A 23,615-nucleotide genomic window follows, 5' to 3' on the forward strand; every position below is an offset into this window, starting at 1 on the left:
GGTGCCCCCGTTCCCTCAGAAGCTGCCATCGTGACGGCCCGCACACAGGGGTATGCAGTGTGGTCACGGTTACGTCTCGGAACCGTAACCCATAAACTGACTGCTCGGTAGGTCCGCCCTGAACGAGTTCTCGAAATCGGCTCGATCGAGCCGGATCGGGGGTCGGGATCGCTCGCGGGGCTACTTCTCGGCAGCGTACGGGTCGCGCACCGCGGTCCTGACGTAGTCTGCCCAGCTCAGCGTCCCATCGGTGTGCTCGGGACAGGTGTTGAACCCGGCCCGGAATCCCTTCGCGATGCGCCCCGGCAACGGCATCGGAACCACCCGGGGACGGGCATGAACCTGTCGCCAAATATCAATCAACTCCCGCAAAGTCAGCACCTCCGGGCCGCCGAAATCCGGAGCGAATCCGAGCGGCGTTCCGGTCGCCAACTCGGCCGTCCGCACCGCCACCTCGGCGGCGGCCACGGGCTGAAATCGGAAATCCAACGGCAATGGCGTAATCGGCAGCCGCCCCGCCGCGAACAGTGCCGAGGCGATCAATTCATGAAACTGGGTAGCCCGCAAAATCGTATGCGGCACACCGCTTTCGACAATCCGCCGCTCGCACGCCACCTTATTCCGGTAGTACCGGAACGGAATCCGCTCGATTCCCACAATCGAGACGTAGACAAGGTTCCCCACTCCCGCCTCTGTGGCGGCCCGAATCACCGTATCCGTCTGCGCCACATCGGTATTGCCGAACCTTCGGCCATTCGAGGCGGCATGCACGATCGCATCCACTCCCGCGGCCGCCGCGCCCACCCCGGCTCCGGATACGAGATCCCCCACATGCGTCCCAGCCCCCGCCCGCCGCGAAAGCACCCGCACCTCATGCCCGCCCGCCCGCAACCGCTCGACGGCAACCCGCCCCAGCACCCCGGTCCCACCGGTAACAAGAAATTTCCCCATACCCAACACCTACTCCCCACCCATCCCACCCGGCAATAACCCCCACCGGGTGACAACCACCACGCTCGCCATCGCCGCTCCGAAGTAGTAGCGCCGCAGGCGATTCAGCCGAGGGTTTGGTGGTCGGGGGTGATGAGGGCTACTACTCGGTCTTCTTCGCGGGAGTAGGGCTGGCCGATGTATTTCATGGCGATGGCGTCGATGATTTTCCAGGCTTCGTCGCCTTCGAGCCATTTGGTTACGTGGCCGCGGATCATGATGGATTGGTAGGGGTTGTCGGGTGGGGTGAGGGAGAGGGCTACTCGGGGGTCGCGGTGGAGATTGCGGGCTTTGCGGGAGGTGGGGCCGGTGAGGATGGCTATGTGGTCGTTGTGGGTGCCTACCCAGAGGGGGATGGAGTGGGGGGAGCCGTCGGGGAGGAGGGTGGCCAGGTGGGCTACCGGGGTGCTGTCGAGGGCGGTGCGGATTTCGGGGGTGATGGTCATGGCGATACCTCGTATCGGGGATCGGGTTAGTTCCTTTAGGAGACGCCACAACTGTAGCCCCTTAAGTTCCCTTAGGGAACCCCGATTGGTAGACTTCTTACATGCAACGCACGAACTTCAGTGAGATGGCCTGTTCGATCGCGCGCACGCTGGATGTCATCGGCGAACCGTGGTCGCCGCTGATCCTGCGTGATATCTGGGTGGGCTTCACCCGCTTCGAACAGATTCAGGCCGATCTCGGCATCTCCCGCAAGGTGCTCACCGAGCGACTGAATCACCTGGTCGAACGCGGTGTGCTGGAGCGCCGCCCGTACGACAATCGGCCCCGGTACGAGTACCTGCTCACCGAGAAGGGCACCGAACTGATCGATGTACTCATGGTGATGGTCGGCTGGGGGGATAAATGGTTGGCGGGCACGGCCGGGCCGCCGGTTCTCTATCGCCACCACGCGTGCGGTGAGATCAGCTCCGTCGAACTCACCTGTGCGCACTGCGGTAAGCCCATGCACGCACCGGATATCGACATACTCGCGGGTCCGGGGGCCGCGCCCGCCGCGAGCGAATAATGAAGTGGCACAGGGCGGGCGAGCCCGCAATAGTGGGTTGAGCGGTCGTCCCCACCATTTCCCACTCCTCGAGGAGCCTGTGTGTCTGTTGGTCGTGTGCGCTCTCTTGCCCCCAGTGAGCTGGTTTTCGCCATGGCGGGCGCCTATATCGGATACCGCGTGCGGGTGCGCGGTGAGCTGAATATCCCGGCGCTCTCGGTCGCGTTCGCGGGATTGCGGCGCAAGTACCCGGTGCTGTCCGCGGTGCTGGAACCAGAGGACCGGGGATACGCGATTGTGGCGGGGACGGGGCCGCTACCGGGAATCGTGGTGAGCGCCGGCGATATCGACGCTCCGATTCCCGGCGTGTGCGGGGACCAGAGCCGTGCGCTGTCCGGACTGCATGTGGCGCATGACAGCGATCGAGCGGCGGTCACGCTGTTCACCCATCACAGCATCGCCGACGGATACCACTCGCTCGAACTGCTGGCGGAACTGTGGTCGCTGTACGTGGCGGGCGTATCCGGCGAACCGATGGACCTCTCGCCATGGGACTATCCGGAATCGCTGGAGCGGGTGCTCGCCGATCGGGGAATCACCAAGGCGGACAAACCCGTTGGCGATGCGCCGAGCACGCCGACGACCGATGCGGCGGCCGGGCCACCGGCCCGGGTATCGGATGCCATGCGGACGTACACGATCGCCGCCGCGCGCTGCCGCCTCGACGCCGAAACCACCTCGGGCCTGCTGGCTCGCGCGCGCAAATATGAGACGACGCTCAATGGTGTTGTCTCCGCGGTGATTCTGCGCGTCGAAGCCGAACTGCGTCAGGTGCCGGGGGAGCGACTCTCCTACACCTACGCGGTGAATCTGCGCGATCGGATCACGCCGCCGGTGCCGAAACCGGCGGCCACCAATCCGCTGGGCTTCGCGAGTTTCGTCCCGTCCGGCGATCTCGGGGATACCGCGACGGTCGCCCGCGCCGTGACCGAGGAACTGCGAAAAGGCTTGGACAACCACGAAGTTCACCAGGCAGGGCTGGGATTCTTCGACACCATGTCCGCCGGGTTCGCGGCGCTGGCGCTGCTGCCCGAATCCGAACGGCCGGTGGTGGTGATCTCCAGCAACTGGGGCGTGGTGCGGACGCCTCGAGTGCCCGGACTCGACTTCGAGGACTTCACCAGCGTGATGTTCGAGCCGCGCACCGATCCGGATTCCCCGATCGCTCCGCCCGGCACCTACGTGCTGTCCACCTTCGGGGATCGCCTGTCCATCGAACTGCGGTCCGCGCACGCCCCGGATGATGCTCGACAGCGCATCGCCGCAATCGAATCCGGTCTGCGCGCCCTCGACGGCGCGTGAATCACGCTCCGGGAACCACGATTCCGGATTCGTAGGCGAGTACCACCAGCTGAGTGCGGTCGCGGGCAGCGAGTTTGGTGAGCAGATGGCCGATATGGGTTTTGACGGTCGCGACGCTGACGTGCAGGGTGCCCGCGATCTCGGCATTGGTGTGTCCGGCGGCGACGTGGATGAGGACCTCGTACTCGCGGTCGGTGAGTCCGGTGCGGATATCCGGCCGCCGGTCGGGAGTGGTTGGGCGGCGGGCGAATTCGTCGATCATGCGACGGGTGATACTGGGCGTGAGCAGGGCATCACCCTTGGCCACCACGCGGATCGCGTGCAGCAACTGTTCCGGCGGTGAGTCTTTGAGCAGGAAGCCGCTGGCACCGCTGCGTAATGCCTGGAAGACGTGTTCGTCCTGATCGAAGGTGGTCACGATGAGCACGCGCGGCTGCTGCGCGGTATCGGCGGCGATATGCCGCATGGCTTCCAGGCCGTCCATGATCGGCATGCGGATATCCATCAGGACCACATCGGGGCACAGGCGACGGGTCAACTGCACCGCTTCCGCGCCATTGCCCGCCTCGCCGAGCACGGTGAGATCCGGTGCCGAGTCGACCAGTACGCGGAAGCCCGCGCGTATCAGGGCTTCGTCATCGGCGATGAGCACTCGAATCGGGGTGGCGTCAGGCATGGGGCTCATTATCGACGGGGAAGGTCGCGGTGATCGCGAAGCCGCCCTCGGGGCGCGGACCGGAGTCGAAATGGCCGCCGAACAGCGAAACTCGCTCGTGCATACCGATCAGGCCCAGGCCCGAGCCGGTGGAGTCGGCTGCTGCCGCAGGGCCGCTGTCCAGCACGGTAATGGCCAATTCGACTGGGGTATGCCGTATTTCGATCGCGGCGTGCGTGGCGCGGGAGTGCTTGACGATATTGGTCAGCGCCTCCTGCACGATGCGGTACGCCGTCGTTTCGAGCAGCGCCGGATAGGAGCGAGGCGTGCCGAGGATATGGAAGTCCACGATCGCCACGCTCTGGCGCAGATTGTCGACGAGACCGGCGATCTCGGCCAGACCCGGTTCGCCCGGCTCCTCCCGCGGCCCCGGTTCACGCATTTGTGCCAGTACGCGCCGTAATTCGGTCACGCCGGACCGGCTGGCGTGCTCGATCGCCGTGAGCGCGCGCCGCGCCTCATCGGGCTGTTCGTCCAGCAGCAGCCGGGCCACCCCGGCGCGCACGGTGATCATGCTGAGTGTGTGCGAGATGAGATCGTGCACATCACGCGACACCCGCAATCGCTCCTCGGCGCGGATGCGCCGCTCCGAATCCACGGCCCGAAGCTGTTGCTGCACAGCGATATCCCGCCGATACTCACGCCGGGTGCGCAGCGCGTCACCTGCCAGCCACGCCGGAATCGCGATGAACAACTGCACGAAGTCCTGATCCTGATCGGGATGCCAACTCAGGCCGAACTGCGCGGTGATCGCGATCGCGATGAGCGCGAGACCGGTGACGAGCAGCGATTCGCGCCGCGGCCGCCGATCGGCGAGCGTGAGCACCGCAACCGCGAAAGCCGGACCGGTATTGCTGACCCACGGCGTGAACCGAATACCGGCCAATGCGGCGGCACACAGCACCACCGTCACCGCGACGGTGACCGCCACCGGCCGGCGCCGCCGGACGACGAGCGGAACCACGGCCGCGAGCCCGAATAGCACGATCGCGGTCTGCGAGCCGATACCGTTCCCGGTGATCAGCACCGGCACCGTGAACCCTGCGAAACAGGCTGCGGCAATCGCGACATCGATCCAATCAGGGCCGGTTCGATCCGCCCGCCCGGCCGGGATGAGCCGCTGATGCCACGGAGCCGCCGGTACGGCCCGCTCCGGCGGCATTGAGGTGATCGCCATGGCCATGACGGTAATCCGCTGGTAGCCGACCCTGCATCGCCCACGGGACCTCATCCCCGAGGTGGAGATGCCACCGGGATCCGCCGCGCGCACGGCCTGGATTCCAGGCCCGAGGCGGACGACGAGACCGGGGTCGGGAAGCGAAAGTTAGCGCCATGAACACCTCTGGCACCAACCCCGCCCGGCACGTCTCACCAGGCCAGGCGTTCACCCCCGCATCGGGGCTGCCCCGCCCACCGGCTTCCGGCTCCGACGCCCCGCGATTTCACGCTTCCGACTCGGGTTCGGGACCGCAGGGGCTACCGAGTCCCGGCTTCGATTCTGGCCTGGCCCAGCCCTCGGGTTCCGGCTTTGGATTCAAGTTGTCGCGGCCTGCGGTTTGGGTCGCCGGGATTTCTCTGGTGGCGGGGATTGTGTCCGGAGGAGCGATCTATCTCGGCAGATCGCCGGATCGGGAGGCGCAGGTGGCGGGTAGTGATGCCTTCTGGCCGCATGTGGCGCTGTATGCGGCGGCCGCCGTGGTGGCGGTGATTGTGTTGCGCCGCAGCCGTACTCATCCCCTCGGCCTGCTGCTTGCGCCGTGGGGCCGCACCGCGGCGCATCGGCTCGGGTGGACGGTGCGGTCGGTCTTTCGTCGGCTGTCCGCGCTGCCGCGTCTGGTGCTGTCGGTGCTGCCGCTGGCGATGCTGGTGTACTTCCCGTATCGCTGTGGCATGCAGGTGCTGGGAGGTTTGGATCCCAATTTCGTCGTCAACGCGTGGGGCGGGCCTACCTACTTCGGCGCTATGGCTTTTCACTACGTCGATGGAGCGCTGCTGGCGGCTGTCGCCGCGGGTCTGCTGAATGTGCTGCTGCTGCCCGCGAGAACTGCACCGGCACAGCGTTAATCGAGGAGGGCGCGGCAGCTGTCGGCGAGGCGATCGCGTAGCACCGCGGCGCGGGTCGCTATATCGGCTTGTCGGCGGACGTATTCGGCTCGGCCGGAGGGCGTTTCGATGCGGATGGGCTCGTAGTCGTAGGCCGAGAGGTCGTAGGGGCTGGCCTTCATATCGAGTTCGCGGGCGGCGCAGGCCAATTCGAAGCAGTCGAACAGCAGGTCCGAGGCGATCAGCGGGGTGAGTTTGAAGCCCCACTTGTACAGATCCATATTGGCGTGCAGGCAGCCGGGCTGTTCCCGGTGCTCCTGATCCGCGCGGGTGAGCGGTTCGATATTGAGCGGGACCGCCTCGGGAGTGAAGAACCGGTAGGCGTCGAAATGGGTGCAGCGCAACTGCATCGACTCCACCACGGCGTCGGTTCCGGCGGTGCCCAGCCGCAGCGGCACCTGCTGGTGGCGGACCTCGTCGGTGCGGTACACCATCGCCCATTCGTGCAGGCCGAAGCAGGACAGCTGGGCCGGTCGGGTCGCCGTCGCCGAGAGCAGCCGGGCGACGAATTCGACAGTATCGCGGCGCTTTTCGAGGAACTCCGGATCGGCGGTATACGCCGAGATATCGGAATCCAGGTGATAGCCCCGGGTTTCGGCGTATTCGGCGGCATCCGCCAGCCCGACACCGAATCCGGGATGCCAGCGTCGCAGCTGGGCGGGCTTATTGCCGTAGTAGGTGAACAGGAAGTCGATGACCGGATGTTTGGTCCCGACCGCGCGCTGCGCCAGGTATGGCCCGACCAGTCGCTCGACCCGTTCCCGGTGTGCGGCGGCTCGCGCCCGCCAATCGGCGGGCGCGAGCACCGGAATCTCCTGCCGCACAGCACGCATCATTACTCCGCGATGCGGTGGGTGGCGTCGCGGACGGTGCCCACGAACTCTTCCACCAGATCCTCGAGCGCGACGATGCCGACGGTATTGCCGCGACTGTCCACCACCCGCCCCAGATGGGAGTTGGTGCGGCGCAACCGAGCCAGCGCCTCGAACAGCGTGGCACCGGTGCTGACGGTGGGTAGCGGACGGATATCGGTGCGCGGGATCGGCGTCGCCGGACCGGCCTGATCATCGGCCACCAGATCCAGCACATCCTTGACGTGCAGATAGCCGACCAGCGAACCATCGGCGGCACGAACCGGATACCGCGAGAAACCGGTTTCGGTGACCGCGTTCTCGATATCGCCGAGGGTGGTCCCTTCACCACGCAGCGGCACCGAACGCGTCTTGTCCAGCGGCACCATGACATCGGCCACGATGCTGTCGCTGGAGCCCAGCGCCTGGGTGAGGCGGCGATGCTCCTCCTCGTCGAGGAGTCCCTCGGAATGCGATTCACCGAACATCTCGGCCAATTCCACCGAGGACACCGTGGAATCGAGCTCATCCTTGGGTTCGATCCGCAGTGCCCGCAGCGACAGATTCGCCGCCATGTTGTACACCGCGATCAGCGGCCGCGCCAGGCGCAGCCACATCAGATGCACCGGAACCAGCAGCAGCGCGGAGCGTTCCGGCCCGGCCAGCGCGATATTCTTCGGAATCATCTCGCCGAGCAGGATGTGCAGCACCACCACGATCGCCAGCGCCACCGCGAACGAGATCGGGTGCAGCAGCGAATCGGGCATGCCGACCAGATCGAAGACACCCGAAAGCAGATGCGCCACAGCGGGTTCGCCGACGCGGCCGAGCAGGATGGAGCAGATGGTGATGCCCAGCTGCGCCGCCGCCAGCATCATCGACAGGTTCTGCGCGGCTTCGATCACCGTGTTGGCGCTGCGCTTACCTTGTGCGGCAAGCGCTTCCAGACGATCGCGGCGCGCGGAGATCAGGGCGAATTCCGCGCCGACGAAGAACGCGTTACCCAGCAGCAGCCCGAGGGCCAGCAGTACCGCTGTCCAATCACCCATGGTGCAGCTCCCATTCCGCCAGGCCCTCGGCGTCGACGGGGCGCAGCAGCACCCGGTCGATGCGACGGCCGTCCATGCGCTCCACCTTGGCGATCCAGCCGCCGCTGGTGTGCGGATCCATGGCGTGGTTGTTGCCGGGTTCGGGCAGCAGCACTTCATCGCCGGTGACCGGGATGCGGCCCAGGCGGGTCAGCACCAGACCGCCGAGGGTTTCGTATTCGCCGTCGGGCGCGTCGTAACCCGTTGTGCGCGAGACCTCGTCGACGCGCAGCAGCCCGGAGCAGTCCCATCCGGTGGAGGTGCGGCGCACATCGAGTTCCTCTTCATCGTGCTCATCGCGGACGTCGCCGAGGATTTCCTCGATCAGGTCCTCCATGGTGACGATGCCCGCGGTGCCGCCGTATTCGTCGACGACCAGCGCGACCTGCATACCGTCGGCGCGCACCCGTTCGAGCACTTCGTCACCGTCCAGGCTGGCGGGCACGATCGGCACGGGCTGGCAGATGTCCTTGAGCTTGATGACCCGCCGCTGCGACGCCGGATGCGTGAACGCCTGCTTGACGTGCACCACGCCGAGCGTGTTGTCCAGATCCCCGTCGATCACCGGGAAGCGGGAAAACCCGGTGCGACTGGCACATTCGATGAGATCGGCGATGGTGCAGTGCTGATCGAGCGATTCGATCTTCACGCGCGGGGTCATGAGCTCCTCCGCGCTGCGCTCACCGAATTGCAGTGAGCGATCCACCACCTGCGCGGTGCGCTGATCCAGCGCGCCGTGCAATGCGGACGTGCGCACCAGCGAACCCAATTCCTGCGGGGACCGCGCCGAACGCAATTCCTCGGCCGGTTCGATGCCGAGCCTGCGCACGGCCCAGTTGGCCGCGCCATTGAGGAAATTGATCAGCCAGCGGAACGCCATGGAGAACCACATCATCGGCCCCGCCGTCCAGCGCGCGGTGGCCAGCGGTGAGGCGATGGCGATGTTCTTGGGCACCAGCTCGCCGTAGATCATCGACAGCGAGGTCGCCAGGATCAGTGCCAGCGCCAGCGAAATGCCATGCGAGGTACCGGCATCCAGGCCGAAGGCGTCGAATATGGGTTCCAGCAGCCGCGCCAACACCGGTTCGGCGATATAACCGGTGATCAGAGTGGTGATGGTGATGCCCAGCTGCGCCCCGGAGAGTTGGAACGAGAGCGTGCGATGCGCCTGGCGCACCTGCCGGGCGCGGCGGTCGCCGTCGCGGGCGTGCGCCTCCACGGTGCTGCGTTCCAGGGCGGTGAGTGAGAATTCCGCGGCAACGAATAACGCTGTACCGGCGGTCAGTGCGATGAAACCGATCAGGCTGAGAACGGTGAGCAGGGCTGACACGGTCAGCACCACCCGGCCGTCTGTGTGGCTGAGGGAGCGATGGCGCCGGGTTTGTCACCCGGCTCGGTAGAGGAGCCCTCCTGAACGGCGCCCTCGGACGCGGGTGACAACTGGTTCCTTTCGCATGGGGTAGATCATGACGGGTCGTCATGATCCGATGGTCGACATGTTACCGGCTGACCCGCGCGGGGTCAGCGTGACCTGGCCGGGCATGGGAAAACCCGGCGGGTTCCGTGCGGTCCCCGCCGGGACGATTGCCCGATTCGAGCCGGTCTACCAGCCCGAAGGCAGCGGACGGCCCTCGGCGAAACCGGCGGCCGACTGCACACCGAGCACAGCCCTGTCATGGAATTCGGCGATCGAGCGCGCGCCCGCGTAGGTGCAGGAGCTGCGCACACCGGAGGTGATGTGATCGATCAGATCCTCCACACCCGGACGTTCGGCGTCCAGGCGCATGCGCGAGGAGGAGATGCCCTCCTCGAACAGGGCCTTGCGGGCGCGATCGAAGGACGAATCGGTGGCGGTGCGCGCGGCGACCGCACGCTTGGAGGCCATACCGAAGCTCTCCTTGTAGCGGTTGCCGTCGCGATCGATGCGCATATCGCCGGGCGACTCGTAGGTGCCCGCGAACCAGGAGCCGATCATGACGTTGGCCGCACCGGCCGCCAGGGCCAGCGCCACATCGCGCGGATGCCGGACGCCGCCGTCGGCCCATACGTGCTTGCCGAATTCGGCTGCGGCCGCGGCACATTCGGCCACCGCGGAGAACTGCGGGCGGCCGACGCCGGTCATCATGCGGGTGGTGCACATGGCGCCGGGGCCGACACCGACCTTGATGATGTCCGCGCCGGCCTCGATCAGATCGCGGGTGCCCGCGGCCGAGACCACGTTGCCCGCGACCAGCGGCACACCCAGATCCAGGGCGGCCACCGAGCGCAGCGCCTCCAGCATCTTCTGCTGATGGCCGTGCGCGGTGTCCATCACCAGTACATCGGCGCCCGCGTCGACGAGAGCCTTTGCCTTGGAGGGGATATCGCCGTTGATGCCGACCGCCGCGGCGATGCGCAGCTGACCGTTGGCGTCCACGGCGGGCTGGTAGATGCCCGCGCGAATGGTGCCGGTGCGGGTCATCACGCCCGCGAGGGTGCCGTCCGCGTTCACCAGTACGGCGAGCTTGGAGTGACCGGCCTCGAGCAGGTCGAAGACCTCACGCGGGGAGGCGTCGGCGGGGGCGCTGACGAAGTTGGTGTCGGCGACGGTGCTCAGTCGCGCGAAACGGTCCACATCGGCGCAGGCGGCCTCGGTGACCACGCCGACCGGGCGATTGTCCCGCACCAGCACCACCGCGCCGTGCGCGCGCTTGTGAATCAGCGCCAGCGCGTCGGACACCGAATCCTCCGGATCCAGGGTGACCGGGGTGTCGGCGGTGAGCGAGCGGCTCTTGACGAAGGCGATGGTGTCGGCCGCGGCCTGGATCGGAAGATCCTGCGGCAGCACCACGATGCCGCCCCGGCGGGCCACCGTCTCGGCCATGCGGCGGCCTGCGACGGCGGTCATATTCGCGACCACGAGGGGGATGGTGGTGCCGGTTCCGTCGCTCGACGACAGGTCGACATCGAATCGCGACGCCACATCCGTCCGATTCGGGACGAGGAAGACATCGTCATAGGTCAGGTCGTAGGGCGGAGTCTGCCCGGGGAGGAACTGCACGGTGTTTGCCGCCTCATGGTTTGACGTGGGGTTGTCGTGTTCCATGCTTCGATGTCAGGTGGTGGCGCGCTACCTGGTGTCACGCATGCAGCAGGCCAGTGTACTCGAAAGTCGGTTGTCGCCCCGCTCACATGTGATCTAGCTTCACCGCGTGACCGATCTCCAGGTACTCACCGACCGGCTGGAAATCAGCGACCTCATCACCAAACTCTTCGTCTACTGCGATCAGCTGCGCTGGGCCGATATGGCCGCCGAGGTGCTCACCGACCAGGTGTACTTCGACAGCGGATTCGGCGGCACGCCGGAGGTCCGCCCCGCGACCGATATCACCGCCGACTGGGCACAGGGCCTGGGCGCGCTCGACGCCGTGCACCACCAGGCGGGCAATCACCTCGTCGAGATCACCGGCGACACCGCCCGCGCGCACGCCGATGCCATCGCGGTGCATCTGAAGAACGACGCGCTCAATGGCAAGACCCGCTGGTTCATCGGCAGCTACGTCCTCGGCTTCGAGCGTTCGCCGAAAGGCTGGCGCATCAACCACTTCGAGTACAAGCTCAAGGTGATCGACGGCAACGCCGACCTGACCTGATCAGACTATTGCCCCGCCGGACGATCGAAACGGCTGCGGCTGGGTATCGCGATCATATGTTCGCTATCGGAGCCGCAGTCCTTTTCGCCATCGCCCTACTGTTGGAACTCATCAACCGAGGCACCACCTTCGGCGTCGAGCTACTCATCATCGGTGGGCTGCTCGCCCTTTCACTACACCTGGCGGGCTTCAGCTCCCGCATCCCGTCGGGCGGCCAGTGGCGCTCCCGCGGCGGCTGGGCCCGCCGCCGCTGAGTAATTCCATCGGCGCTCGATGCCGCCTGCGCGATTCGGGAGGAATTGTGTGGGTTCGGTGAAAGTTCAGTTCGCGCAGGGGTATTCGGCTCGATCCAGCGGTTTCCCACGGGCAGACTGTGCGCATGGGAGAGGGAGCGAGTGGCAGGGGTGACGGATGAGCGTCGGCACTTCTTCCCAGCGGTTGTGGTCGAGGTATCGGGGTCCGGTCTTCGGTCCGGTTGGATTCGTGGGGGCGGTCGGGGTCGGGCTCTTCGTCGAAATGGTTGTGCTGCTCGGGCTTCCGTTCGAGCTGATCCCGCTTTCGATCATCCCCGCCGCGCTGATGCTATTGCCGTGGCTGCGCCTGCGGCAGTTCGGACTGGGGGTACTGACCGGATGGCTCACCGTGCCGTTCGGAGTTGTCGTCGCGCCGATCCAGGCGATTATCGGCCTGATCGGCGGAATCCGGCTCGCTGGGACGGTGGCGGTGCGGCGGTACGACGTCCCCGGTGCGGAACCGGAGGAGCCACGGACCGATGCCTGGGTCGCGGGAGTGTTGTGGATGCCGCTCGCGCTCATGGTTTCGCTGCTGGCGACCTGGAAGGTCTCCGGTGGTCTGACCCCGGTGGTGCCCAGTCGCGGGGAATTGGCTGCCGATGGGCGGGCGTGCCTGGTCGCGGGTGCGGGGTTCGCGCTCGGTGGGGTGTTCGCGGTCTTCGGCCGCAGGCCCCGAACCTTCGGCGCGGCGCGGCCACGCGGCCCGGGCATTTTCCAGCGTGGAGTCGCCTCGGCGCTGGTGGGAGCGGCGCTGCTGACTCCCGGAGCCTGGCATTTCTGGTGTGATTCGTTCACCGATGAGGTGAAGCGCGATCCCCGGGCCCGGTTGCTGGAGATGGGTATCGAACTGCCGCCCGATTACCGCTTCACCCGAGGTCGTAGCTGGTGCGGCGGCTTTGTGGATCTGTACTGCCATGCCACCTACCGGTTCGTCGCCGGGCCGGAGCGGTTCGACTCGTATCAGGAGTTGTTCCACCCGGACACGGATTTCGCGCGCGGCCTGCTGCCGTTGAAAACCTCATCGTGCGCGTCGATCGAGGATCTCTGGGAGCTTCCTTGCGAACCGGGTGATTCGGTGGTCACCGGTTGGTACGGGGGCGCAGCCGTGATGGTGACCCGCTCGGAGCGGCAGACGACCTTTGCCATCGACTGGTAGTCGATGGCGGTCGAACTCTCGATCCGAGGGGTTCCGGTGATGATTGCTGAATGGTTGCTTAACCGGTGAATCGCGCACTGCGAGTCCGCAAATCGGCTGCGATTGCCGGTGTGTCGGGCCTGCGCTCGAATCGTGTCCGGGACATCTAGCCGTGGCGGACCGGGTTCAGAGGGTGCCGTTCTCGATATCTCGCTTCAGGGCGGCCTGGTAGGCGCGGTGGGATGAAGCACCGTTATCGGCGGTGAATTGGATCAGGGTCGCATCGGCGAGGAAGGTGATGTGCTCGTTGACCGTGGTGCTGCCGTCGCTGTTCGCGGTGAAGGTGATGAGCTGGTGGGTGGTGATATTGGGGATGTCCCAGCTGTCCGAGGTGTAGTAGTGCTCGGCGGGGTGCAGGCGCTGTTCGGCCTGGGTGTGGCCGGGGAAGGTGATCGGGCCCATCGGAATGTCTTCCAGGGCGGTGAAATCCACCACCTCGACGCCGGAATCGTCGCAGGTGCGGTGTGTGATCACGTCTTTGAGGAAGGGGTGGCGGCCGATATCGTTGTGCAGGTTGGAGTAGACCGACCAGACCCGCTCGAGCGGGGCGTTGATGGTGATCGGGAGATCGACCACCACCGCGGAGCGGGACTCGGCCGGATTGTGCTGTCCCGCTTCATACATCGACCAACTTGCCTGCCACTCCGCCGTGTACCCGTTGGGTGTCTCGGTACAGGTGGGAGGGGTAACCGCTTGCGCCACAGGCATTCCCGTCGCCGTGCAGGCGATGGCAAGTGCGCATCCGAACATGAACTTCACGCGGCGGACTCTACCTCGGCGAAGTCCGGTCGGCGCGGTCAGCGGCCGCCGCGCGACTTCGGCTTGTGCTTCTTGGTGTGCTTGCGCCCGCCGGTGCGTGGATCGATGCGGTGGCGGGGCCGTTCCGGTGCCGGATCCGGTGGTGCCGCAGCGGCTTTGGCGGCCGCCGCGACGGTGGCCGGATCGGGGATGGGGCGGCCGGAGGCGCGGCGCGCGCCGGTGATCTCGGCCAGGCGGCGATCGCCGGGCCGCACTTCCAGATCGGTGACGGAAACCCCTGCGCGGCGGGCCAATTCGGCGGCTTCCTGGCGATCGTCCGGGGTGACGACGGTGACCACGGTGCCGGACGCTCCCGCGCGCGCGGTGCGACCGGTGCGGTGCAGATAGTCCTTCGGATCGGCCGGGGGATCGACGTGCACGACCAGCGAGACATCGTCGACATGGATGCCGCGCGCGGCGATATCGGTGGCGACCAGCACCGGCCAGCTGCCGTCCGCGAACGCGGCGAGGGTTCGGGTGCGCTGATTCTGGCCCTGACCGCCGTGTAGCGCGGCGGCGGCGATTCCGACCTCGCGCAGTTTGCCGGCCAGTTTGTCCGCACCGTGCTGGGTGCGCACGAACAGCAGGGTGCGGCCCTTGCGGCCCGCGATTTCGGTGACCACCGGGCGCTTTTCGATACGGCGCACATGCAGGGCGTAGTGCGCGATATCGGGAAGATCCGAATCCGATTCCTCGGCAACGGCATTGGCGGCGGGAGTGCTCGCGTTGGGCTGTGCGGCGACCGTATGGGTGACGGGGGAGTGCAGGTACCGCTGCACCAGCTCGCCGATGGCCTCGTCCAGGGTCGCCGAGAACAGCAGCTTCTGCGATTCGGCGGGAACACGATTCAGCACCGCCGTCAGCTGCGGCAGGAAGCCCAGATCGGCCATATGGTCGGCCTCGTCGACGGTGAGCACCTGCACGTCCGACAGATCCACGGCCTTGCGGCCGATCAAATCGGTCAACCGCCCGGGCGTGGCGATCAGCAGATCGACGCCGCGACCCAGCTTCTCATCCTGCGCCTTGATGGCCAGCCCGCCCACGGCGATGGCGAGCCGCAGTCCCATGGACAGCGACGGCTCATCGAGCGCGGTCTCGATCTGGATCGCCAGCTCGCGCGTGGGCACCAGGATCAACCCGCGCGGGCGGCGCGGCGCGGTCGACGCGCCGGACAGCCGCACCAGCATCGGCAACCCGAACGCCAGGGTCTTGCCGGAACCCGTTGCGGCCCGGCCCAAGACGTCGTGACCGGCCAGAATGTCCGGGATCACGGCGGCCTGAATGGGGAACGGCGTATCGATCCCATTGCGCCGCAATGCCTGTACCAGCATCGGCGGCAGACCGAGGTCGGCGAATCGGCGCGCACCGGCCGCTGAGGAGGCGAAACGCGGAGTCTCGGCAACGGTTTCCGTTGCCGCCGAGCCGGATGTCACGGTGACGGGATTCGCCACCGCGGTGGCGTCGGGCGATTGCTCGGGGGTCCCGCTCTTCGGCTCAGGCACGGCTGAGCAATCGGCTCAGTTCCTGCAACCACGGAATCGCGACCGCGAGGGTCGGGACCACGAGGATGGCGGCGGCCGCGAGATATGCCGCGCTCGCGATGCGGATATCACCGATCGGCCCGGCCAGGCGCTGGATGCGAATCAGGGTGGTGGGCCCGCCGACCGCCATCGCGCCCTGCGGCGCGGTCGAATTCGAACAGGCGACCAGGGCGCGCGCCAGCGGTGTGGGCCCGGTGACCTTGACCGCGGAATCATCGGCCAGCAATTCGATCAGCAGTTTCACCGAATCGAGTGCGGATTTGGAGCGCACCACCCGGGGGAACGCCTCGTGTGCGGCGGTGAACGCCTCCAGCACCAGGTCGTGGCGGGCGCGCAGATGCGAGCGCTCATGGCTGACGATTGCGGTCAACTCCTCTTGGGAAAGATTGGTCACGGTGCCCTGGCTGAGCACGACGCGGCGGCGCAGCCCCGGCAGGCAGTAGGCGATGGGTTCGGTGGCGGCGAGCACCCGGATATCCGCGGATTGGCGTGCGACGCCGCCCTGATCGAGCAGATCGACCAGCATGCGGTGTTTGGCGCGGCGGCGGCGCGTGTGCACGCCGACGCGGATGACCGAGAAGATCAGCCGCGCCCCGATGAGCAGGGTGAGCGCGAAGACCGTCACCAGGGCGAGCCACAGTGGCAGGCCGAGGGCGGCGATCTCCTTGCTCGGGGTGGTGGTGGGCCGTCCGTCACCGCCGGGCACCAGCAGTCTGCTGGCGATGGCGAGCCCGGAACCGAAGGCGGACAGGACGGCGGCGAGAGCGATGGCCTGCCAGAGCACCAGTGCCGCACGGGGACTCCGATACGGCCAGGTGGCTCGGCTGAGCAGCGCCGGGATCGGTCCCGCCAACAAGAGGGCGAGACCGGCGAATACCGGCGCTGTCAGATCCATTCCTCAGCTCACTGCGTTGTGGGGGCCTGGGCCGAGGTTGGGGCTACTTGGAGTCTTTCGGCTCCTTGCGTGCCGCCTCGGTGGCTTCGAGCTTAGCGAGTGCGTCTCGCAAAGCGGCAGCCTCATCGGCTCCTACCTGTTCCACGAAGTGCACGAGTGCGGCTCGGCGCGAGCCTACTTCGTCAGCCTGCTGCAATGCGTCCACCATGAGACTGGCGACGAGTTCGTCGCGAGTGTGCACGGGGGCGTACCGATGCGCGCGGTCATCGCGCTGCTGTAGTACGAGATTCTTCTTCGCGAGACGCTGCAGAACGGTCATCACCGTGGTGTACGCGAGCTCGCGGCGTTCGGCGAGGGCCTCGTGCACCTGCCGCACCGTTTGGGGTTCATCGGCCGACCACAACTGGTCCATGACCGCTTTCTCGAGTTCACCAAGACCTGCCATCCCATAAGTTTACGGAGGCAACGACACAAATGCGTACTACAAGTCGTCGTAACCGGTCGGTAGCTGTGTGGGATTGGTCATAGCTCGCTGGTCGGCGCGGGATCCTGCCCGTCGGCGCCGTGTACATGCCGGGTACCGATCGGTACGATCATCGGGCGGCCGGAGACGGGATCCTCGAGAACTTCGGCGCGCAGGCCGAAAACCTCGAGCAGCAGCTCGGAATTGACGATATCGACCGGGCGGCCCTGGGCCACGATGCGGCCCGCGCACATGACGATGAGTTCATCGCTGTAGCGGATGGCCAGGTTCAGATCGTGCAGCACCATGACCACGGTGCGGCCGAAATCGGCGTGCAGGCGATCCACCAGATCGAGCACCTCGAGCGAATGCGCGAGATCGAGGTAGGTGGTCGGCTCGTCCAGGAGCAGGATGTCGGTGCCCTGCGCCAGGGCCATGGAGATCCAGGCGCGTTGGCGCTGGCCGCCGGAGAGTTCGTCGAGGGTGCGGTCGGCGAGATCGGCGATACCGGTCTGCGCGAGCGCGGTGGCGACCTCGGTCTCGTCATCGGCGGACCACTGGCGCAACCAGGATTGATGCGGATGACGGCCGCGCGCGACGAGATCGGCGACGGTCAGGCCCTCGGGGGCGACGGGAGTCTGCGGCAGCATGCCGACCATACGGGCGATATCGCGGGTCTTCATGGACGATATCGCCTTGCCGTCCAACACGATTCGGCCGTCGCGCGGTTTGAGCAACCGGCCCAGTGAGCGCAGCAGCGTGGACTTGCCGCAACCGTTGGGGCCGATGACCGTGGTGATCACGCCGGGGGCGATATCGAGGGACAGTCCGTCGACGATCACGCGGTCGCCGTACCCGAGGGTGATGTTCTCGGCGGCGAGAGTCACTGCGGCAGTGGGGGAGTCCGGCATATCGCGCGCAGTGGTCACCGCTTCGCTTCGAATCGTCACAGGGTCGCCTTCCGATTGGCGCGTACTAGCAAGTACAGCATGAACGGTCCGCCGACCGCGGCGGTCACGACCCCGACCGGCAGATCGACGGGAAGTATGGTGCGGGACACCAGATCCGCCCCGACCACGGCGATCGCGCCGATCAGCGTCGAGGCGACGATGGGTTCCCCGGGGGTGCGCAGCAGCCGGCGCGCGATCTGCGGTGCGGCCAGGCCGACGAAGCCGACGGGTCCGGCCGCGGCGGTGGCGAGCGCGGCCGCGATGACGCCCGCGCCGAGCAGTAGCGCCTGCTGGGTCTGAATGCGAACGCCGAGAACACGTGTGGTGTCGGTGCCGAAGCGCAGGGCCGCGAGGGTGCGGCTGGACGCGGCGGCGATCAGCAGGGTGATGCCCAATCCGATTCCGGCGGGTACCAGGGTGGACCAGTCCGACCGATCCAATGATCCGGTGAGCCACAGCTGCGCGTGCGCGGCATCGGTGAGAGTCGCGCGGGTGAGCAGCCAGCTGACCACCGACAGCAGTGCGGCATTCACGCCGATGCCGATGAGCACCAGGCGAAATCCCATGACACCGTGATCGCCCGTGGTGGTGCGGCCCCACGCGAGCAGATAGATGGCGACCGCCGTGAGTAGTCCGCCCGCCAACGCGGCGAGCGGAATGCCCAGTGTCGCAGCGATTCCGGTGGTCGCGCCGCCGGTCCCGGCCAGAATCAGCACCGCACCGCAGCTCGCGCCCGAGGTGATGCCGAGGATATCCGGGCTGGCCAGCGGATTGTGCAGGATGGATTGGGTGATCGCGCCCGCCAATCCCAGTGCGGCGCCGACGATCACGGCGGTGAGCGCGCGCGGCAGGCGTGAGTCGAAGATTACGAACCGCTGTGCGCGGGATCCGCCGCCGCCCAGCACATCCAGCACGCGCCCGAGTGGAATATGGAATTCGCCGGTGCTGATATCGAGCGCGAACAGGGTGCACAGAATCGCGATGAGCACGGCGAGGGTGAGCAATGCCCGTGTGCGCAGTACCGCCGAATATCCCGCGATGCGTACCGCCGGTCGCGTCCGGCCCAGCAGCCGTGCGGATTCGGTGGGTGTGCTGTCGGATTGCGTGGGAATGCTCACAGGCTCACCAGCTTTCGGCGGCGGACCAGCAGGATGAAGAAGGGTGCGCCGATCACGGTGAGGGTGATTCCGGCCTGGAGTTCGCCGGGCCGGGCGATGACTCGGCCCACGGTGTCGGCGACGAGCAGGGTGATGGCTCCCAGCAGCGCCGAGTACGGCACCAGCCAGCGGTAATCGGGGCCGGTGACCGAGCGCGCGAGATGCGGCACGATGAGGCCGAGGAAGGCGATCGGGCCGACGGCGGCGGTGGCCGCGCCCGCGAGCAGTACCACCGCGGCCAGGCCCAGGGCCCGGTTGCGGGCCAGGTTCACGCCGAGTCCGCGTGCCACGTCATCGCCGAGGCCGAGCAGGTTCAATCCGGGCGAGGCGGCCAGCGCCAAGCCCGCGCCCACGATGAGGAATGGCAGGACCTGCTGGAATACCGCCGCGTCATGCCCGGCGACATCGCCGACGACCCAGTACCTATAGGTATTGAGCGCATTCTCGTCCAGCAGCACAACGATATTGGTCATGGCCTGCAAGAACGCGGTCACGGCGGCACCGGCCAGCACCAGACTCAATGGACTCGCCTTACCGCCGCCGATCGAGGACACCCCGAATACGACGATGCCCGCGATCAGCGCGCCCGCCAGCGCGAACCAGATGTACTGCGTGGTCGCGGTGAGCGCGAACAGATGAATGCTCAGCGCCGCCAGGAATGCCGCGCCGGCGTTGATTCCGAGCAGTCCCGCATCAGCGAGCGGATTTCGGGTATAGCCCTGGATGAGTGCACCCGCCATGCCCAATGCGAGTCCGGTCACCAGCGCGAGTCCGGTTCGGGGCAGCCGTAATTCGCGCACGATCTGCGCGGCGGTTCCGTCGGCGGGGCAGGAAAGTGGTAACCCGCCCGGACAGGTGAGTGCGTCGAATACCGCACTGAGAGGTAGTGAACGTGAGCCGAGCGCGATGCTGGCGAGCACCGCGCAGACCAGCAGCACGGTCAGGAGAAGGAGTCCGGACAGACGTCGCCGTCTGATGGTGACTACGGCGGGCACGGTGACGAACTACTCCTGACACATTGATTGCTCTCGTTAGCTTGGTAAGCCTAACCTATCTTCAAATTTCATTGCGTACACAGTGGCCGGAAGTTCGATGAAAGAGGAGGTTCGATGTTCGAGCCCGTAACCGTCTGCCCGCCTCGCGATTCCCGGATCGCCTTCGGGAGGGCCTGCGCCCGGCTGCGCGGCCTGCAACCCGAACACCCGCGGGTGTATGCCGTCGCCGCCATGTCCGAACAGGGCAAACGGAGATGGTGGCGGTTGGCGGACGGAATACGTGAAGGCCGCATCGAGATGATGTACCGCCGCCACGCCGCCGAGATGAGCAATCCGGAGATCGCCGCGGAGGTGGTGGCCACCGCGCTCATCCACGCGGTCATCGGCCGGGTGATGGCCATGCTGGTGGCCGAGGGCCGGGCCTGGGATCCGGGCCTGGAGAATCTGTGGATTCACACCGACAATGACGGCGGCATCGATTGGGCGGGCTTGGCGGACACCACGATTCGCGTGGTGGACGGTGACCGGCTGACCGGTGAGCCGGGCGTGGTGGCGCTGCCGTGCGAGCCCGCGCTCTACGTATGGCTGGCGCATCGGTGTGAACCGGCGCTGCGGCTGATCCAGGAGGCCATGCTGCGCTGCGCCGGATTGGGTGTGCGGCGGTTCTGGTCGCTGGTGGCGGAGTCGATCGTCGGTGCGGCGACCTATGTTCCGGCGCTGGCCAACACCTCCTCGACGGTGGGTGCGCAGCGCGGGCAGGACATGCTCGCGGCGCTGGAGGATCGCGGATTGCCGGTGCGCCGGGGTTACGTCGTCAGGTAGGTCTCGGCAACGGCCGAGATCCCGGGCAGCTCTTGGATCGGGGCTGCCCGGTGCGTATACGGGCGACAAACCGATCACGGTGAGCGCAAGTGGTTCACCGTGCGGTGCGGGCGGTTAGCTTCGAAAGTGAGCATTGTGCCCGCCTCGCGAAGGATCTGTGATGACCGATCGATTGCCGCTCATCGACATCTCCCGTTTCCGCGGACCGGAGCGGGACGCTTTTCTCGACGAATTGCGCACTGCCGCACACGAAGTCGGATTCTTCTACGTGGTCGGGCACGGCGTGCCCGAGACGTTGACCGCGGGCATCTTCGAGGTGGCGCGGCAGTTCTTCGCGCTACCCCTCGAACAGCGGCTCGACATCGCGAATATTCGGTCGCCGCAGTTCCGCGGGTACACCTCGACCGGGCACGAATACACCGCGGGCGCACCGGATCGGCGGGAGCAGATCGATATCGGTCCCGAACGCGACGCGCTGCCCGAAGCGCCCGGGGATGCGGTCTGGCGGCGGTTGATCGGACCCAATCAGTGGCCGCGCACGCTGCCGGAACTGCGCACGGTCACCCTGGCCTGGCAGGCCGAGGCATTGCGGGTGAGCCGGGAAGTGTTGCGCGCCTTGGCCGCCGCGCTGGGTCAGGACGAGGGCTACTTCGATGCCTGGTTCGACGCCGAGGCCACCACGCACGTGAAGATCATCCACTATCCGGGACGCGATACCGCCGGTGACGATCAGGGCGTCGGCGCGCACAAGGACTACGGCTATCTGGCGCTGCTACAGCAGGACGAGATCGGCGGGCTCCAGGTGCGCGGGCCGGACGGCTGGATCGATGTGACGCCGGTGCCCGGCAGTTTCGTCTTCAATATCGGCGAGATGCTGGAGATCGCCACGCGCGGGTATCTGATCGCCACCGATCATCGGGTGGTGAGCCCGCCCGCCGGGGTGGACCGGTATTCGGTGCCGTTCTTTCTGGGACCGCGTTTGGACGCCGTGGTCGAACCCCTCGAATTGCCCGCCGAATTGGCCGCGCGGGCACGCGGGGTGAGCGTCGATGCCGCCAATCCGCTGCTGGCGCACTACGGTGAGAACGCGCTCATCGGCTGGCTCCGTTCACATCCCGCGGTCGCCGAGAAGTGGTGGCCCGATATCGCACCCGGGGCCCGGAAAAGTGGTGTGGGACTTACCGATCGACCTGCCACGCCCGCGTGATCACGACCATCCCGAATTTCTCCGACTACGCCGGGAGCTGTTCGACGCGCTCGGTGAGACAGGCAGGGCCGCCGCATGACCGCCGTATCCGCCGCCACCGCGGGCACGTACGACTCGTTCGCCGATGCCATCGGCAATACGCCGCTGGTGCGGTTGAACCGGGTCACCGATGACATTCGCGCCACCGTGTACGTCAAGCTCGAATATCTCAATCCCGGTGGCAGCGTGAAGGATCGCGCGGCGCGCGCCATGCTGCTCGCCGCCGAGGCATCCGGGGAACTGGGTCCGGGCGGCACCGTGGTGGAGGCCAGCTCCGGCAATACCGGGCTGGGTTTGGCCGCCGTCGCCGCCGCGCGCGGCTACCGCACCATCGTGGTGGTGCCGGACAAGGTGAGCGCCGAGAAGAAGGCGCTGCTGCGCGCCTACGGTGCGGAAGTGCACATCACGCCGGGACTGCGACCGGTCGGGCATCCCGAGCATTTGCGCAGTGTCGCACTGAAATTGGTGGAGGAGATCCCGGGCGCGTGGTTCGCCGGGCAATACGACAACCCCGCCAACCCGGCCGCGCACCGCGCCACCACCGGGCCGGAGATCTGGGCCCAAACCGATGGGCGCATCACGCATTTCGTGGCGGGTATCGGCACCGGCGGCACCATCAGCGGTACCGGCGGCTTCCTGAAGGACGTATCCGGCGGGTCGGTGCGAGTCATCGGCGCGGACCCGGAAACCTCTGTGTACGGTGGCGGCGACGGCCGAATCTGGTTCGTGGAGGCCGTCGGTCACTTCCTGCACCCCGAGACAGAGGAGGATCTGTGGCCGGAGGCGTACCGGGTGGATGTGGTCGACCGTATCGAACAGGTCGCCGACGCCGAGGCGATTCGGGTGCTGCACCGGCTGGCGCGGGAGGAAGGTCTACTGCTGGGCGGATCCTCCGGGACGGCGATCGCCGCCGCGCTCCGTACCGCGCGTGCACTCGGACCCGATGACGTGGTGGTGGTGCTCGCCCCGGATTCCGGGCGGGCCTACCTGTCGAAGTACTTCAGTGACGAGTGGCTGGGCACCTTCGGTTTCGAACTGACCGGCCCGGTGAGCGGACCGACCGTCGGATCGATCCTCGGGGATCTGGGGGGTGCGGCCGCGCCCGTGGTGCTGTCGGGTGCGCCGGTGGCGTCGGCGCGGGAATTACTCGGCGCGGCCGAGGCGCTCCCGGTGGTGTTGCAGCGCAACGCATCCGGGCCGCTGGTGGCGACCGAACTGCTCGGCAGCATCACCCGGACCGGCCTGGCCGAGGCCCCCGATACCGATCCGGTCGGCGAGCACCTGTCCGAGGCACTGCCGGTGCTGGGCACCACGGCAGCGCTGGCGGATGCCGTCGCGCGGTTGGACGGGCGAACCGGCCCGGTGGTCATCACGCACGAAGGGCGAATCGTCGCCGTGGTCGATGCCGAGCGCCTGACTTCGCAAGCCGTGCACACGGGTACGCGGTGACCCCGCCCGATCGGGTGCGGTGATACGTATCTGGAATCGCGCGGAATTTATCTCTCAGCGGATGGTGCGCGCGCGGGTT

24 protein-coding genes are annotated in these 23,615 nt (G+C 67.0%); 9 read left to right on the forward strand and 15 right to left on the reverse strand.

What is annotated here, in order from left to right; genetic code table 11:
• Positions 1-180: 180 nt before the first annotated feature.
• Positions 181-951, reverse strand: a complete 771-nt coding sequence (locus tag ACFVUS_RS02475; RefSeq protein ID WP_387761373.1) for an SDR family oxidoreductase — start codon at positions 949-951, stop codon at positions 181-183.
• Between the two features lie 104 nt (positions 952-1,055).
• The gene (locus tag ACFVUS_RS02480; protein WP_387761374.1) at positions 1,056-1,436 is read right to left on the reverse strand and encodes a PPOX class F420-dependent oxidoreductase; all 381 of its coding nucleotides are present in this window, start codon (positions 1,434-1,436) and stop codon (positions 1,056-1,058) included.
• Between the two features lie 101 nt (positions 1,437-1,537).
• Between ACFVUS_RS02480 and ACFVUS_RS02485 the strand changes: the two genes are divergently transcribed.
• Both ACFVUS_RS02485 and ACFVUS_RS02490 read left to right on the forward strand, forming a co-directional pair.
• Positions 1,538-2,002: a winged helix-turn-helix transcriptional regulator gene (locus ACFVUS_RS02485; RefSeq protein ID WP_387761375.1), complete on the forward strand. Its 465-nt coding sequence runs from the start codon at positions 1,538-1,540 to the stop codon at positions 2,000-2,002.
• Positions 2,003-2,083: 81 nt separating this feature from the next.
• Entirely contained in the window at positions 2,084-3,343 is a 1,260-nt protein-coding gene (locus ACFVUS_RS02490; protein ID WP_387761376.1) for a hypothetical protein, read from the forward strand.
• Position 3,344: 1 nt separating this feature from the next.
• On the opposite strand, the gene ACFVUS_RS02495 is transcribed toward ACFVUS_RS02490, so the two are convergent.
• A complete protein-coding gene (locus ACFVUS_RS02495) occupies positions 3,345-4,019 on the reverse strand; it encodes a response regulator (protein ID WP_387761377.1) in 675 nt (224 codons plus the stop codon).
• Positions 4,012-5,235, reverse strand: a complete 1,224-nt coding sequence (locus ACFVUS_RS02500) for a sensor histidine kinase (RefSeq protein WP_387761379.1) — start codon at positions 5,233-5,235, stop codon at positions 4,012-4,014. The genes ACFVUS_RS02495 and ACFVUS_RS02500 overlap by 8 nt, the downstream gene beginning before the upstream one ends.
• 413 nt (positions 5,236-5,648) lie before the next feature.
• Between ACFVUS_RS02500 and ACFVUS_RS02505 the strand changes: the two genes are divergently transcribed.
• Complete coding sequence (locus ACFVUS_RS02505) at positions 5,649-6,122, forward strand: hypothetical protein (protein ID WP_387761381.1); 474 nt, start codon at positions 5,649-5,651, stop codon at positions 6,120-6,122.
• Here the strand turns inward: ACFVUS_RS02505 and ACFVUS_RS02510 are convergent.
• The 4 genes from ACFVUS_RS02510 to ACFVUS_RS02525 form a co-directional block, all read right to left on the reverse strand.
• Positions 6,119-6,994 carry a 3-methyladenine DNA glycosylase gene (locus ACFVUS_RS02510; protein WP_387761383.1) on the reverse strand — a complete coding sequence of 292 codons (876 nt, stop codon included), beginning with the start codon at positions 6,992-6,994 and terminating at the stop codon, positions 6,119-6,121. The two genes, ACFVUS_RS02505 and ACFVUS_RS02510, sit on opposite strands and share 4 nt — an antisense overlap.
• Before the next feature lie 2 nt (positions 6,995-6,996).
• Complete coding sequence (locus ACFVUS_RS02515) at positions 6,997-8,061, reverse strand: hemolysin family protein (protein ID WP_387761385.1); 1,065 nt, start codon at positions 8,059-8,061, stop codon at positions 6,997-6,999.
• A complete protein-coding gene (locus ACFVUS_RS02520) occupies positions 8,054-9,430 on the reverse strand; it encodes a hemolysin family protein (RefSeq protein ID WP_387761386.1) in 1,377 nt (458 codons plus the stop codon). Before ACFVUS_RS02520 ends, ACFVUS_RS02515 begins: the two co-directional genes overlap by 8 nt.
• 273 nt (positions 9,431-9,703) lie before the next feature.
• Positions 9,704-11,140, reverse strand: a complete 1,437-nt coding sequence (locus ACFVUS_RS02525; RefSeq protein WP_387765364.1) for a GuaB1 family IMP dehydrogenase-related protein — start codon at positions 11,138-11,140, stop codon at positions 9,704-9,706.
• Between the two features lie 151 nt (positions 11,141-11,291).
• On the opposite strand from ACFVUS_RS02525, the gene ACFVUS_RS02530 reads away from it, so the two are divergent.
• The 3 genes from ACFVUS_RS02530 to ACFVUS_RS02540 all read left to right on the forward strand — a co-directional run bounded on the left by ACFVUS_RS02530 (position 11,292) and on the right by ACFVUS_RS02540 (position 13,181).
• Positions 11,292-11,732, forward strand: coding sequence for a nuclear transport factor 2 family protein (locus tag ACFVUS_RS02530; protein WP_387761388.1), 441 nt, complete (start codon positions 11,292-11,294; stop codon positions 11,730-11,732).
• Positions 11,733-11,788: 56 nt separating this feature from the next.
• A complete protein-coding gene (locus ACFVUS_RS02535; protein WP_387761389.1) occupies positions 11,789-11,986 on the forward strand; it encodes a hypothetical protein in 198 nt (65 codons plus the stop codon).
• Positions 11,987-12,215: 229 nt separating this feature from the next.
• Positions 12,216-13,181 carry a hypothetical protein gene (locus ACFVUS_RS02540; RefSeq protein WP_387761391.1) on the forward strand — a complete coding sequence of 322 codons (966 nt, stop codon included), beginning with the start codon at positions 12,216-12,218 and terminating at the stop codon, positions 13,179-13,181.
• A gap of 165 nt (positions 13,182-13,346) precedes the next feature.
• Here ACFVUS_RS02540 and ACFVUS_RS02545 read toward each other — a convergent pair whose 3' ends face one another.
• The 7 genes from ACFVUS_RS02545 to ACFVUS_RS02575 form a co-directional block, all read right to left on the reverse strand.
• Positions 13,347-13,844 carry a hypothetical protein gene (locus ACFVUS_RS02545; RefSeq protein WP_387761392.1) on the reverse strand — a complete coding sequence of 166 codons (498 nt, stop codon included), beginning with the start codon at positions 13,842-13,844 and terminating at the stop codon, positions 13,347-13,349.
• Positions 13,845-14,017: 173 nt separating this feature from the next.
• Positions 14,018-15,349, reverse strand: a complete 1,332-nt coding sequence (locus ACFVUS_RS02550; protein WP_387765366.1) for a DEAD/DEAH box helicase — start codon at positions 15,347-15,349, stop codon at positions 14,018-14,020.
• Between the two features lie 163 nt (positions 15,350-15,512).
• Complete coding sequence (locus tag ACFVUS_RS02555; protein WP_387761394.1) at positions 15,513-16,454, reverse strand: M48 family metalloprotease; 942 nt, start codon at positions 16,452-16,454, stop codon at positions 15,513-15,515.
• Positions 16,455-16,497: 43 nt separating this feature from the next.
• A complete protein-coding gene (locus ACFVUS_RS02560) occupies positions 16,498-16,899 on the reverse strand; it encodes a BlaI/MecI/CopY family transcriptional regulator (protein WP_067562558.1) in 402 nt (133 codons plus the stop codon).
• A 77-nt stretch (positions 16,900-16,976) separates the two neighbouring features.
• Positions 16,977-17,828: an ABC transporter ATP-binding protein gene (locus tag ACFVUS_RS02565; RefSeq protein ID WP_387765368.1), complete on the reverse strand. Its 852-nt coding sequence runs from the start codon at positions 17,826-17,828 to the stop codon at positions 16,977-16,979.
• 35 nt (positions 17,829-17,863) lie between these two features.
• Entirely contained in the window at positions 17,864-18,979 is a 1,116-nt protein-coding gene (locus ACFVUS_RS02570) for a FecCD family ABC transporter permease (RefSeq protein ID WP_387765370.1), read from the reverse strand.
• A 2-nt stretch (positions 18,980-18,981) separates the two neighbouring features.
• Positions 18,982-20,019 carry a FecCD family ABC transporter permease gene (locus ACFVUS_RS02575; RefSeq protein ID WP_387761395.1) on the reverse strand — a complete coding sequence of 346 codons (1,038 nt, stop codon included), beginning with the start codon at positions 20,017-20,019 and terminating at the stop codon, positions 18,982-18,984.
• A 114-nt stretch (positions 20,020-20,133) separates the two neighbouring features.
• Here ACFVUS_RS02575 and ACFVUS_RS02580 point away from each other — a divergent pair, with 114 nt between their 5' ends.
• From ACFVUS_RS02580 to ACFVUS_RS02590, 3 genes are all read left to right on the forward strand, one after another.
• Positions 20,134-20,841 carry a hypothetical protein gene (locus ACFVUS_RS02580; protein ID WP_387761396.1) on the forward strand — a complete coding sequence of 236 codons (708 nt, stop codon included), beginning with the start codon at positions 20,134-20,136 and terminating at the stop codon, positions 20,839-20,841.
• Between the two features lie 160 nt (positions 20,842-21,001).
• Positions 21,002-22,048 (forward strand): isopenicillin N synthase family dioxygenase, encoded by a 1,047-nt coding sequence (locus tag ACFVUS_RS02585; protein WP_387761397.1) that lies wholly within the window; start codon positions 21,002-21,004, stop codon positions 22,046-22,048.
• A gap of 75 nt (positions 22,049-22,123) precedes the next feature.
• Positions 22,124-23,536, forward strand: a complete 1,413-nt coding sequence (locus ACFVUS_RS02590; protein ID WP_387761398.1) for a pyridoxal-phosphate dependent enzyme — start codon at positions 22,124-22,126, stop codon at positions 23,534-23,536.
• The last annotated feature ends 79 nt before the right edge of the window (positions 23,537-23,615 follow it).

The sequence above is a fragment of the Nocardia sp. NPDC058058 genome, assembly GCF_042885355.1.
Classification (GTDB): Bacteria; Actinomycetota; Actinomycetes; order Mycobacteriales; family Mycobacteriaceae; genus Nocardia.